The organism is bacterium, from assembly GCA_016703265.1.
Taxonomy (GTDB): Bacteria; Krumholzibacteriota; Krumholzibacteriia; order LZORAL124-64-63; family LZORAL124-64-63; genus CAINDZ01.
In genome coordinates this window covers 1-12,387 of record JADJCK010000018.1, presented here as the reverse complement: position 1 = coordinate 12,387, position 12,387 = coordinate 1, and the positions used below count along the sequence as shown (strand labels likewise).

The 12,387-nt window shown below is 69.9% G+C and carries 12 protein-coding genes; all 12 read left to right on the top strand.

Annotation, left to right across the window (positions count from 1 at the left end):
- Window positions 1-373: 373 nt before the first annotated feature.
- On the top strand, window positions 374-1,123 hold the full coding sequence (locus tag IPG61_20135) for a hypothetical protein (GenBank protein ID MBK6736328.1): 750 nt from the start codon (window positions 374-376) through the stop codon (window positions 1,121-1,123).
- On the top strand, window positions 1,120-1,398 hold the full coding sequence (locus tag IPG61_20130; GenBank protein ID MBK6736327.1) for a hypothetical protein: 279 nt from the start codon (window positions 1,120-1,122) through the stop codon (window positions 1,396-1,398). The genes IPG61_20135 and IPG61_20130 overlap by 4 nt, the downstream gene beginning before the upstream one ends.
- 186 nt (window positions 1,399-1,584) lie before the next feature.
- Complete coding sequence (locus tag IPG61_20125) at window positions 1,585-2,235, top strand: T9SS type A sorting domain-containing protein (protein ID MBK6736326.1); 651 nt, start codon at window positions 1,585-1,587, stop codon at window positions 2,233-2,235.
- 267 nt (window positions 2,236-2,502) lie between these two features.
- A complete protein-coding gene (locus IPG61_20120) occupies window positions 2,503-4,743 on the top strand; it encodes a GreA/GreB family elongation factor (protein MBK6736325.1) in 2,241 nt (746 codons plus the stop codon).
- A gap of 357 nt (window positions 4,744-5,100) precedes the next feature.
- Entirely contained in the window at window positions 5,101-6,777 is a 1,677-nt protein-coding gene (gene tadA, locus IPG61_20115) for a Flp pilus assembly complex ATPase component TadA (protein ID MBK6736324.1), read from the top strand.
- Window positions 6,774-7,976: a type II secretion system F family protein gene (locus IPG61_20110; GenBank protein ID MBK6736323.1), complete on the top strand. Its 1,203-nt coding sequence runs from the start codon at window positions 6,774-6,776 to the stop codon at window positions 7,974-7,976. Before tadA ends, IPG61_20110 begins: the two co-directional genes overlap by 4 nt.
- Window positions 7,977-8,014: 38 nt before the next feature.
- Entirely contained in the window at window positions 8,015-8,194 is a 180-nt protein-coding gene (locus tag IPG61_20105; protein ID MBK6736322.1) for a prepilin-type N-terminal cleavage/methylation domain-containing protein, read from the top strand.
- A gap of 34 nt (window positions 8,195-8,228) precedes the next feature.
- Window positions 8,229-9,053, top strand: a complete 825-nt coding sequence (locus tag IPG61_20100; GenBank protein ID MBK6736321.1) for a hypothetical protein — start codon at window positions 8,229-8,231, stop codon at window positions 9,051-9,053.
- A 44-nt stretch (window positions 9,054-9,097) separates the two neighbouring features.
- Window positions 9,098-10,594, top strand: coding sequence for a hypothetical protein (locus tag IPG61_20095; GenBank protein MBK6736320.1), 1,497 nt, complete (start codon window positions 9,098-9,100; stop codon window positions 10,592-10,594).
- Between the two features lies 1 nt (window position 10,595).
- On the top strand, window positions 10,596-11,183 hold the full coding sequence (locus IPG61_20090; protein MBK6736319.1) for a hypothetical protein: 588 nt from the start codon (window positions 10,596-10,598) through the stop codon (window positions 11,181-11,183).
- Entirely contained in the window at window positions 11,158-11,793 is a 636-nt protein-coding gene (locus IPG61_20085; GenBank protein MBK6736318.1) for a hypothetical protein, read from the top strand. Before IPG61_20090 ends, IPG61_20085 begins: the two co-directional genes overlap by 26 nt.
- A 2-nt stretch (window positions 11,794-11,795) precedes the next feature.
- Window positions 11,796-12,387: hypothetical protein (locus IPG61_20080; GenBank protein MBK6736317.1), on the top strand; the 592-nt coding region annotated here is incomplete at its 3' end.

Genomic DNA, 12,387 nt, shown 5'->3' with positions numbered 1-12,387 from the left:
CGCCGCCAGTCGTACCAGCGCCAGACCAGCTCCGGGTCGCGCCTGAAGGCGGCCGGCGTGGCCAGGTCTTCCGGGCAGTAGCGGCTCCAGAGCGCGTCCTGCGCGCCGCGAAACGTGGGGATGCCGCTGCCGGCCGAGATGCCGGCGCCGGTCAACACGGTCACGCGCGTCGAGGCGGTGAGCCCGGCGCGGATCGCCTCCAGCGCTTCGACAGTGCCCTGGTCCGGTTGCACGATGGTTCCTTCGCGTTGTCGCTGAAGCGTCGCGATGCGATCTTGCCCGTTGGCGCGGCGAGCCGTCAGAATAATTCTGCAGCCGGTCGTTTACCATCGCCGTGCTGCGCGCCGCGTCCTGATGCGAACCTGGAGCCCGTTTGCGCCACCTGCGCCATCTGCCCGTCATCATCGCCCTGGCCGCAGCCTGCGTCCTGATGCGCCCCGTATCCGTGGGCGCCGTGTCCATGGGCGCCGCGCCGGCGCCCGCCCGCCTCGACCTGCCCGTAGTCGCCTTCCAGGTGGAGGACGAAGCGGCGCGGCAGGCGGCCGAGCAGTGCGCTGCGGCCTGGACCGCCGAGGCGCCGCGACTGGCCGCCGAGCTCGGCCTGCACCCGTTCGATCCCGCCAGTGGTGCCGCGCCCGACACCGTCTTCTGCCTCGTGCTGGACACCGCCTCGTTCGGCCGCCTGTTCGGCACGCGCCTGCCCGACTGGGGCGTGGGCGTGGCGTTGCCGGGCGGGCGCGTGGTGGCGCTGGACCACGTGCGCCTGCCGGCGGTGGGGCGCGGCGTGCGCGAGGTCTTCCTGCACGAGATGGTGCACGCGTTGCTCATGCGCGCGGGGGGCGACACCGACCTGCCCGCCTGGCTCCACGAAGGCCTGGCGATGCGCCTATCGGGCGAGTGGCGCTTCACCGACACCGTCACCCTGGCCATGGAAGGCCGCGTGCCGGACCTGTCGGACCTGCGGGGCGCCTTTCCCGGCGGCACCCACCGCGCGACCCGCGCCTACCTGACCAGCGAGCTGGCGGTGGGGCGCCTGTTCGACGATTTCGGCCCCGACATCGTGCGGCGCCTGCTGGCGGCCGGGCGCCTCAGCGGCGACTTCCGCGACGCCTTTCCGAGGTGACCGGCGCGCCGCTCGAGGTCTTCGAGGACCGCTTTGCCCGCGCCATGGAGATGCGTTTCGGCTGGCTGGTGCTGCTGACGCGCTGGCCCGCGCTGTTCGTGCTGCTGGCGCTCCTGCTGGCCGTGGGCGCCATCGCGCGCGTGATCCGCACCCGGCGCCGCCTGGCGGCCATGCCCGACGATGACGACGACGAAGGGGCGGATGACGACCGCGGCCCCGGCACCGGGCAGCCCGGCGGCTCTCCCGTTGCAGGATGCCCGGATCCGCAGGGCTGATTCTTCCCGATGGCCGCCGATTTCCCGGCGTGCCGCCGGGCGCCCGCGAAACTCCTTGTCATCATTGATGATTCCCACGCCCCTGCCGGAGCCCCCGTAAAATCCGCCCATGGCATCCCGATTGCACCCTCCGGCCTGCAACGTGCCCGCATCCGTGGAAATGCAACGTCGGCAGGAGGCACTTTCGTGAGCAGGAACCGGCATACTCTCCTGACCCTGGCCCTGGTGGCCGCAGGCGCCCTGGTGGCCTTCCCCGCCGCGGCCGAGATCGTTTCCATGGAATTCCACTGGGAACCCAGCCCGGTCGACGACGGCGGCGTGCAGCGCCCGGCAGCGGCCTTCTACGAGGTCTTCCTGCTGCGCGGCGCCGACGGCGAGGCGTTCGCCGCCACCGTCGAGGACACCCTCTGGACGCTCGACGCCGAGCCTGACGTGGTGCAGCGCATCTGCGTGCGCGGCGTCGACAGCGAAGGCAATGCCTCCGAGTTCAGCGAGTGGTCGGACCCCGTGTACTTCGAGAGCCAGGGCGGCGGCCAGGGCCCGATCCCGCCGGCCCCCGAGCTGGAGCCGAACTACCCGAACCCGTTCAACCCCGAGACCAGCATCGTCTACGGCGTGCCCGACGACCTGGGCACCGGCGACCTCATGAGCCTGGAGATCTACACCGTCGACGGCCGCCGCGTGCGCACCTTCGAAGTGAACCGCACCGCCGGCTGGCACGAAGTCACCTGGGACGGCCGCGACGACCACGGCCAGCCCTCCGCCGCCGGCATGTACATCACCCGCTATGCCGCCGGCGCCATGGTCAAAACCGGAAAAATGACGATGGTGAAATAACCAAGACTCCGTAAGTCTCAATTCCCAATGCTCTTAGCGCCGCCATCCCCTCCGGGGATGGCGGTCGCTGCGTAAGCTCGCCGCTACTGCGGGGTGGAGGGTCGCACAAATGGTCCGGGGGCAATCCGCAGCGCCGCAAGGCGCGAGGACAGCCCCCGGACCCTTTGTGCGACCCTCCACCCCATGAACGGCGACCTTTCGCCAAGCCCCGCCATAGCTTATTGTGGGACGCTCGCGATTTTTCACAGCAATGAGTAGAGGGGCACGATGAGCGAAGACCAGACCGCGGGACCCTCCCTGATCAAGCTCGGCAAGCTCGCCAACGCGCGCGATTTCGACAAACTCGAGGGCCTCTGGCCCGACGCCCTTGCCAGCGGCGACTACACCTGGCGCGAACTTGCTCCCATCGCGGGGCAGGTCGGCCGCCAGAACGCACCCGCCCGAGCCGAGCGCATGCTCATCACCCTGGTGGAATGGGTCGAACTGAAGAAGGGCCCCGAGGCGGCGCTCGCCGCCGTGCGCGAGGCTGCCGTGCAGCAGCCGAACGCCGCGAGCCTGACCAAGCTGGCGCGTCGCCTGTACCAGGAGCAGTTCGCCTCGTTCGAATCGCTGCCCGACCTGCTCGACCTGCTGCTCGAGCGCGAGCCGAAGCTGGACGCCGCGCTGGTGCTCGTCGACCTGTACGTGCGCCTGCACCCGGGCGCCTTCGCGCTCGACCGTTCGTTCCTCGTGCCGGGCATGGTGGAGAAGGTCGACGCGCGCACCGGTCGCCTGACGCTCATCTTCCAGGATCGCCGTTCCGAGTACGGCCCCGACACCGTGCTGAAGCTCTCGCCGCGCCCCGCCGACGATTTCGGCGCCATGCTGCTCTACGTGCCCGGCAAGCTGCGCGAGCTGGCCGCGAGTGACCCTGCCGCCTTCGTGAAGCTGGCCCTGCGGTCGAGCCGCGAGGGCCGCGTCATGTACAAGGACCTGAAGGGCCACCTGGTCCAGCTGCTCGACGAGAAGGGCTGGAAGGACTGGTGGAACACCGCCAAGCCCGCCCTCAAGCGCGATCCCATGATCGGCATGTCGGACGGCTCGCAGCCCAGCTTCAAGCTGCTGCGCCAGGCCGATCGCTTCGAGGATCGCATGCGGCGCGAGTTCGACTTCGCGAAGACGCCGCAGGACAAGCTGCTGAAGGTGCTGGGCCTGCTCGACGAGCTGAACCGCGGCGAACGCAGCGGCGAGACGGCACAGGTCGACGAGGCGCTGCTCGTGCACCTGGGCAACGGCGCCGCCAAGGTGGCCGTCGGCGTGCTGGCCGACAACCCTGGCCTGGCCCTGGCCGGCCTGGCGCTGCATGCCGAGATCGCCGCCCGCGGCGTTCCGGTGGCCACGCCGAACCCGCGCGCCGCGCGCCAGGTCCTCGAGCGCATCGGCGACCCGGGCCACCTGTGCCTGGACCTGCCCGAAGGCCTGCTGATGCGGGTCCTGAACTACCTGCGCGAAGCCATGCCCGAGAGCTGGGGCGCCGTCTGGGCCGCCGTGCTCCTGCGCACCGGCCGCCGCCTGTGCGACTCCATCACGCGTGCGCTGCTCGAGGCCGGCCAGCTCGAGGTGCTGGGCGCGGCCCTGAAACAGGCCATGGAAAAGCCCACCGCCAGCCCCGAACTGCTGTGCTGGGCGTGGCGCTCGATGCACTCGGGCAACCAGGCCTCGGTCTTCCTGGCCACGCAGTCCGGCCTGCCGGTGGCGCGCGTGGCCGCGGCCATGTTCTCGCTGCTGGACGGCAGCGGGCGCCTGTACGGCATGTCGATGGAAGAGAAGCACCTCAAGATGCTGGAGAATGCCCGCGCCTCGTTCGCGGTGCAGAACAACCGGCCTCTTCTGGCGCTGCTCGAGCAGGCCGACCGCATCGAGGCCATCCGCCTCAAGCGCGTCATCGAGGACAATGCCGGCCTCAGCCCGGCGCAGCGCACCCAGCTGCTGGGCTACCTGCGCTCGCGCTACGCCGACATCTTCATCGAAGCCACGAAGGAATGGCAGGACGGCGCCTCGATCTACACGACCGAGGACGGCCTGCGCAGGACCGAGGCGGCGTTCAACCACATCGTCCAGGTCGAGATCCCCGAGGTGGCGCGCCAGATCGGCGAGGCGGCCTCGCACGGCGACCTCAGCGAGAACTCGGAGTACACCGCTGCGCTGGAGAAGCGCGACCAGCTGGCCAGCCGCGCTGCCCGCCTCGAAAGCGAACTGGCGGCGGCCCGCGTCATCAACCACGAGATGTCGAACACCGGCTTCGTCAACGTCGGTACGCGCGTCACCGCGCGGCAGATCGACAGCGGCGCCGACGAGATCTACACCTTCCTCGGGCCCTGGGATACCGATGTCGAGAACCGCGTCCTGAACTACCAGGCGCCGCTGGCGCAGGCGTTCATGGGCGCGCGCATCGGCGACCAGGTCACCTACGGCGAAGAGGCGGCCCGGCGCACCTGGGAGATCCTCGGGATCGACTCGGCGCTCTAGAGGCGGCTTCGGACCGCATACCCGTTGATCGTGGAGGGCCCTTTCGAGGGCCCTCCGCTTTTTTCTGCCTGTTGCCGGCGCCTGGCCGGTTCCTGACCCGTACGGATCGCTTCTGGCCGCCGGCGTCGCCGGGTTGCCCGCCCGGAAAGCTCTCATCTAATGATTATCCGTATATGATACGAGAAAGTCGCTTGCTCTCTAACTTGTTGGAATAGTGCTGGTTGGCGGGACGCTCGCGTCGGGTGCGCTGGCGTTCCGGGCGGGCGCCGGTCGGCGGCAATCGCTGCCGGGCAGGGAACGCCTCTTGCGTTGGGCCGGGTCGGAGCATTGTCGATCGACTGCGCCCAAGGAGGGGGTATGTCCCAGGTCAAGACGAAGCGCTTGGGACAGATCCTGGTGGAATCGGGGACGCTGACCCCCGAGAAACTGGATCTGGCGCTGCGCGAACAGAAGCAGACGGGCGAGAAGCTGGGTGTGACCCTGCAGCGTCTGGGCATCTGTTCGGAACGGGAAATTGCGCGCGTGCTGGCCAGCCAGGCCGGTGTCGAGTGCGTGGACTTGACGCGGCTGGAGATCGACCGCGTCGTGCTGCTCAACGTGCCGCGCGACTACGCCGAGGCGAAGTCGCTGCTGCCGCTGCGCCTGCGCGGCAGCACGCTGCAGGTGGCGATGGCCAACCCGCTGGACCTGGCCACCACCGACGAACTGGCGCGCCTGACGGGCAAGTACATCGAGGTGGTTCACGCGCCCGAGAGCGAGATCAAGGACGCCATCCTGCGCCACTTCGGCGGCGAGAGCGGCGCCGGCGACGACATTCCCGGCCTGGTCGAGGCTGCGCGCCGCGCGCTCGACGCCGGCGGCAACCTCGGCCACGAGGACTCGCCCTACATCCGCCTGGTCGACGGGCTCATGCGCCAGGGCGTGAGTGAAGGCGCCACCGACATCCATATCGAGCCCGAGGAGAAGGTCCTCCGCTGCCGCTACCGCATCGACGGCCGGCTGGTGCAGGGCGCGGTGCTGCCGCAGGAACTGCTGCCCATCGTCGTGACCCGCGTGAAGATCATGGCCGAGATGAACATCTCCGAGAGCCGCGTGCCGCAGGACGGGCGCATTCTCTTCGATACGGGCCGCAAGAAGGTGGACATGCGCGTGTCCACGTTCCCCACGGTGCACGGCGAGACGATCGTCTGCCGTATCCTCGACAAGGAGGCGCTGATCGTCGGCCTCGACCGCCTGAAGATGCCCGCGCCGATGCTCGAGACGTTCAAGCGCGACATCACGCGGCCCAACGGCATCATCCTGGTGACCGGGCCCACGGGCTCGGGCAAGACCACCACGCTGTACTCGGCGCTCACGTTCCTGAACCGGCCGGACACGAAGATCATCACGCTGGAAGACCCGGTCGAATACGAGCTGCCGGTCATCAACCAGGCGCAGGTGAATACCGCCAAGGGCTTCACCTTCGCCAAGGGCCTGCGCGCCATCCTGCGGCAGGACCCGGACATCCTCCTGGTCGGCGAGATCCGCGACGTGGAGACGGCCCAGCTGGCCATCCGCGCCGCGCTGACCGGCCATCTGGTGTTCAGCACGCTGCACACGAACAGCGCCGCCGGCGCCATCCCGCGCCTGCTCGACATGGGCATCGAGCCGTTCCTGCTGTCGGCCACGCTGGTGGCGGTGGTGGCGCAACGGCTGGTGCGCCAGGTCTGCGACGGCTGCGGCGAGACGGTCGTGCCCGACGAGGCGCAGCTGGCCCTGCTCGGACTCGATGCGGCGGCGATGGCGGGCGCGAACATCCGCGCCGGCCGCGGCTGCAACATGTGCCGGCATACGGGCTTCCGGGGACGCATGGCCGTCTTCGAGTACCTGAACATCGACGTGAACCTGCGGCGGATGATCGCCGAGCGTCGCGAGGCCGCCGACATGGAACGATTCGCCCGCGAGGGCGGACAGACGTCCCTGCGCGACGACGCCATCGCAAAGTTCCGTGACGGTCGCACGACCCTCTCCGAAGTGCTGAGGGTGGTGTCATGAGGGAATTCCGCTACAGCGCACTGACCGGTGCGGGCACCACGATCACGGGCGTGCGCCGCGCCGCCACCGCCGAACAGCTGGCGAACGTGCTGCTGGAGCAGGGCCTGGTGCTGCTCGGCAGCCGTCCGACCTTCGGGCACCTGGGCGGCGCCTGGTCGCCGATCCGCCGCGCCTCGGGCAAGCACCTGCGCTCGTTCACCCAGCACATGGCCACCTGCCTGTCGGCGGGTGTCCCTGCCGTCACCGCCCTGCGCGACTACGAGCAGCAGTGCGACGGCCCGTTCGCCGAGCTCATGTCCGACCTGCGGGCCGCCGTCAATAGCGGCGCGCAACTGGACGAGGCCCTGGCGCGGCATCCCCACGTCTTCTCGCCGGTGTACCTGGCGCTCGTGTCGGCCGGCCAGAACTCGGGCGGGCTCGACGGCGCCTTCAACGAGCTCACCCAGTTCCTGGAATGGCAGGAGGACCTGCGCAGCCAGACCGTGCAGGCGCTGATCTACCCGGCCATGCTGCTGGTCGGCGTCGTCGGGCTGTTCCTGCTGATGGTACTGTTCGTGATGCCCCGCTTCGAGGGCCTGTTCACCGATTCCGGCATGGAGCTGCCGAAGCTGACCCTGGCGATGCTGGCCCTGGGCCGGTTCTGCGGCCACTGGTGGTGGGCCATCCTGGGGGGCCTGGCCGCGCTTGGTGTGTCCGCGACTGTCCTCCTGAACACGCAACGCGGCACCTACCTGCGAGACAGGGTACTGCTGAAGCTGCCGGTCATCGGCACGTTCCTGAGCAAGCTGGCGCTGTCGCGCTTCGCCAAGACCTTCTCCGTCATCTTCTCCTCCGGAGTCGACCTGCTGCGCCTGCTCGACCTGCTGCGCGGCGTGGTCGGCAATCGCGTGATGGCGGAGCAGCTGGCGCGCATCCGCGCACAGGTGGCCAGCGGACTGTCGCTGACCGAGGCCTTCGCCACCGCCGACACCTTCCCGCCGCTGGTGCAGCGCATGATCGCCGTGGGCGAACGCACCGGCTCGCTGGACAAGGTGCTGCTCACCGTGTCGCGCCACATCGACAAGGAACTGCCGCGCGACCTGAAGAAGGCATTCACCGTTTTCGAGGGGCTGGTGCTGGTGTTGCTGGGCGCCATGGTGTGCGTCGCGGCGCTGTCGCTGCTGATGCCGATCATGTCGATCCGAACCGGGATGCACTAGGTGGTCACGTCATGACGACAAGAAGCAACAACCGCAGCATGGGCAACGCGGCAAGCCGTGACGGCTTCACGCTGATCGAGATCGTCGTCGCGGTGGCCATCGTGGCGATCATGGCCGGTGCCGTGGCTCCGCTGGCGTACCGCGAGATGACCCGCGCGCGCGAGGAAGCCACGCTGCGCGAAATGGCGGCGCTGCAACAGGGCCTGCTCGAGTTCTGAGGACACGGGGCGCTTCCCGACCGAGGGCGAGGGCCTGGCGGCGCTCCTGGCCGACCCGGGCGCCAACGGCTGGCAGGGTCCCTATGTGGGCGGCGGGCAGGGCGTGCCCCTGGTCGAGGCCACCACCGACGCCTGGAACGCGGTCTACGTGTATGACGTGGCGCCGACGACCACGCCGGCCGGCGCTGCCGACGCGCTCATCGCCAGCGGCGGCATCGACCAGGCGATCACGTTCGGCGCGCTGGGCGGCAACTGGACCATCGCGGGCAACGGCGACGACCTGCTGACGCTCGTGGCGTCGGGTCCGGTCAACCGCGAGAAGCTCGAGTCGTGCCAGGACGAACTGAAGGCGATCGCCGACGCGGCGCGGCGCTACTTCGAGGACCGGGCCGCGTTCCCGACCACCGCCGGCGACCTGGCCGATGCGTATCTCGACGTCGGCATCGACGGCGAGGCGGTGACCGATCCCTGGCGGCGGGCCTACGTGCTGATCGTCGACAACACGGGGGCCAACCCGCCCGACTTCATCGCGCGCAGCTGGGGCCCGGACCGCGCCAACGACAACGGCGGCGACGACGACATCAGCCTGAACGTCAGCAGCCTGCCGCCGGCGCGCAAGACGACCATGTACCGCCTGGAGATCGCGCAGTCGGCGCTGAACCTGGACTCGGGCCTGGGCCTGACGGGCAACTGGCCCCTCATCGACCGGCCGGCGCTGAACCTGGCGACGGCATTCGACACCGACGGCTGGGGAAGGCCCTTCGCCGTCAATGCGGCATCGCGGACCGTGTATTCGGCCGGGGCCGACGGCAACGCCGCGACGACCGGCGACAACCTTCCGACCGGCGTCGGGCCGTAACGGACAGGCGCCCGCCGGGCGGGCGCAGGGAGGACTGGACCGAAGTGAAGAGCAAGCGCGGATTCAGTGTGCATCGCCAGGGTCAGGTCCAGGTGGCGGTCGAGGTTCGCCGCGAGGGCCGTGGCCGCTGGTCGGTGGTGCAGCTCCAGCGTGTGTGCGACGGCGAGGCCGTGCCCGGCAGCCTCGGGCGGGCATTGACGCGCGAGTCGGCGTCCGTCGCCTGGCTGGTGCCGGACACCGAGGCGAAGTCCACCGTCGCCACGCTGCCCCCCATGAAGGGACGCGCCCTCAAGCGCGCCGCCCAGGGCCTGGCCGCGCGTTCGGACGGCGGTGTGGCCGAATCGTGGGCCGTGTCGTGCCATGCCATGGGACCCACGCACCGCCCCGCGGCGGGCAACGACGGCCTGAAGCTGCAGGACGTCTTCATCCTGCAGGCCGCGCGCTCGTTCATCGACGAGCAGATGGCCGAGGCTCTCCGCTGGGGACTGGAACCCGGGCTGGTGCTGCCGACCGACGTTGTGCTCGACCTGCTCTACCGCCGCTACGGTCCCGAACACGAGGACCTCGCGGCCTGGAACCTGGTCTTCATCGGCAAGGAAGCTTCGTTCCTCTGCATCTCGACGCGCGAGCACCTGCTCATGACGCGTCGCCTGCCGCAGGACCTGTCCAACGGCGCCGACCCCGAGGAGTACCTGGGGCGCATCGCCACCGAGATCGAGCGCTCGATCTTCTTCGCGCGCCAGACCGAGGCTTCGCCGCACGTCGAGCGCATCATCATCTGCGGTGATCACGAGGCGGCGCCGCGCATCGTCGAGCGCCTGCACCAGCAGGGCCTGGCGCCCTCGGTGTACTGGGACATCAGCAGTGTCGTGGTCTGGGGCGACAACGTGCCGCAGGTGGATGACCTGCTGGCCGTGGCGGGCGCCCTCGTGGCCGCCGACGGCTCTCCCCACAATCTCGGCGCGCGCCACAGTCGCCGCGCCATGTCGCCCGTCATGCGGCGGCGGAGCCTGATCGGCGCCGGTGCGGTGGCCGTGGCGGCCGTGCCGCTGCTCCTGGTCGGCGGGTTGATGACCTCGCAGATACAGGCCGAGTACCTGGAGAAGTCGAAGGAACGGCTGCGCGAGGTACAGACCCGCGCCACGCAGGCCGAGGAGATCTATCGCTCGCAGCGCGTGCTGGCGCGAGAGAACCGCATCGCCCTCTACACGGCCGCGCGTCCCGACCTCGAATCGATCCTGCGCCAGTTGGCGGTCCTGGCCCCGCCCACGGTCGTGTTCAAGACCATCCGCCTGCAGGCTGACGAGACCGGGAACCCGGTCCTGCACCTGGAGGGCGAGAGCCCGGCTGAACTCGGCGCCGACGCCCAGGGCGCGTTTGTGGACTTCCTGGCCGCGCTGCGCGACTGCGAGTTCGTGTCGCTGCAGGGCGAGCCGCAGCGCATGCACATCCGCCCTGAAGACGATGGGCAGGGTGGAGAGCGAACGCATTTCAGCCTCGACCTGCAGTTGAAGCCGATCACCGTCGCGGAAGGGATCTGACATGAAGCTCAACAAGGGCACGCTTTCTTCCCGTCGACCGGTGCTGGTGGGCGTGCTGGTCGTCGCCTGGCTGGCGATCCTGGTCGGAGGCGCCGTGCCGGCCTGGCGCCGGGCGCTGCAGCAGCACCGCGAGGTGCGTCAGGTCGAAGCCCAGCTGGTCGACCTGGACCAGTGGACCATGGCGGGGCTCTGGCTCGAGCGCTCACTGGCGCCCCGGGATGCCGCCGTCACCCCGGTCTGGAACCGGCTGTTCCCGACGGAGCGACGCTGCGAGCAACTGTTCCTGGACCTGGCCCGCGTGGCCGACCAGAGCGGTGTCGTGCGTTTCGAACTGCATGAGATGAAGCTCGACGAGATGGTGGACACGGGGCCGGGCATCGTCGATCCCGAGCCCGCCGCCACGCTCGGCGGCTATCGCGTGCGCGCCGTGTTCGAGGGTGATTTCGCGGATGTCGCGGACTTCCTGGGCGGCCTCGGCCGCCTGGACCGTGCTGTGGCCGTCCACGAAATGGAGATCAAACCCGGCAAGGATGCCGTGCAGGTGGAACTGGAGCTGGACGTCTATGTCGCGTCGACAACTGAATCTTAGCCATCCCGGCGTGATTGCCGGTGTGGCGGTCGTGCTCGTGGTGATCGTCGTCGCCAACGTGAGGACCTTTGGTTCCCGCGGCGCCGGCGCCCGGCGCGCCGAGGCGGCGCGTGTGCAGGCCCATCCGTCCATTCCCCTCGACCTCGAGGTGGTGCTCCTGCAGGCCGGCCGCACTTCCGGGAACCTCGGCGTGCCGGTCACCGGGCCCCGTCCGGAGCTGCAGCGCGACCCGTTCGTCGAGGGCGCCGCGGCGCCGGTGGTGCGGGTCGTCTCGACCGGCCCGACGAGCCGCCCGAAGAACCTTCCGTCCGGCCGTCCGGCGCCGGCGCGAACCGGCGCCCTCGCCTGCGCGGCCGTGATGCTCGGCAGCGGCGCGCCGGCGGCCCTGATCGACGGTCGCCTGTGCCGTGTCGGCGACACGGTGCGCGGCTATCGCGTCGAGAGCATCGACACCCGTGGCGTCACACTCGGCGGCGACGGTCGCCTGTTCCTTCCCGTGGGCGTCGCCTCGTCCGGCGAGGACGCCAATGTCCTGGTGACCGGAGCGGCTCCCGGCGACCAAAAGGGTCGCACCAGCCTGGTCGAGTACGCTGATAGCGAAAGGAAATGACCATGAACAGGTGGAACCACGGCGACGACCGTCGCGGCGGCCTTCTCGGCAGCCCAGTCGCCAGCCTGACGGCCCTGCTGGCGGCGGCGGCGCTGGTCTGGGCCCTGCCGGCGGCCTCGTCGTCGAGCTTGACGTCGGCCGCTGCCGAGCCGGGTGCAACGGCGGGTGCCGCAGCGCCGGCGCCCGCGTGGGACAGCGGCCTGGCGCCCGTGACCATCGTCACCAGCGACTGGGCCGATGTCCGCGAGATCCTGCGCAGCGTCGCCGCCAGCGCCGGCCTTGGGCTCCAGCTGGCGCCCGACGTGAAGGGCCAGGTCAACGTGCACCTGGAGAACGTCACGGTCGGCCGCGCACTGGCCTCGCTGTGCGACCCGGTGGACCTGGGCTGGGAAGTGGTGGAAGGCACGCTGATCGTCTATCGCCGCGGCATGGTCACGCGGTGGTTCACGTTCGACTACCCGGTCACCCAGCGCCAGGGCCGCGGCGAGCTGCAGATCTCGGCGGCGCGCCAGAGCGAATCGGGCGGCGGCGGCGGTGGCGGCGAGAATCAGAACAAGTCCAACCTCACCAGCACGGCGACGATGTCGATCTGGC

Bases quoted from the DNA above. Each gene is read 5' to 3' on its own strand.
- tadA (MBK6736324.1), top strand. From the start codon at position 5,101: ATGTCCCAGGTCAAGACGAAGCGCTTGGGACAGATCCTGGTGGAATCG.
- IPG61_20105 (MBK6736322.1), top strand. From the start codon at position 8,015: ATGGGCAACGCGGCAAGCCGTGACGGCTTCACGCTGATCGAGATCGTC.
- IPG61_20085 (MBK6736318.1), top strand. From the start codon at position 11,158: ATGTCGCGTCGACAACTGAATCTTAGCCATCCCGGCGTGATTGCCGGT.
- IPG61_20110 (MBK6736323.1), top strand. From the start codon at position 6,774: ATGAGGGAATTCCGCTACAGCGCACTGACCGGTGCGGGCACCACGATC.
- IPG61_20120 (MBK6736325.1), top strand. From the start codon at position 2,503: ATGAGCGAAGACCAGACCGCGGGACCCTCCCTGATCAAGCTCGGCAAG.
- IPG61_20090 (MBK6736319.1), top strand. From the start codon at position 10,596: ATGAAGCTCAACAAGGGCACGCTTTCTTCCCGTCGACCGGTGCTGGTG.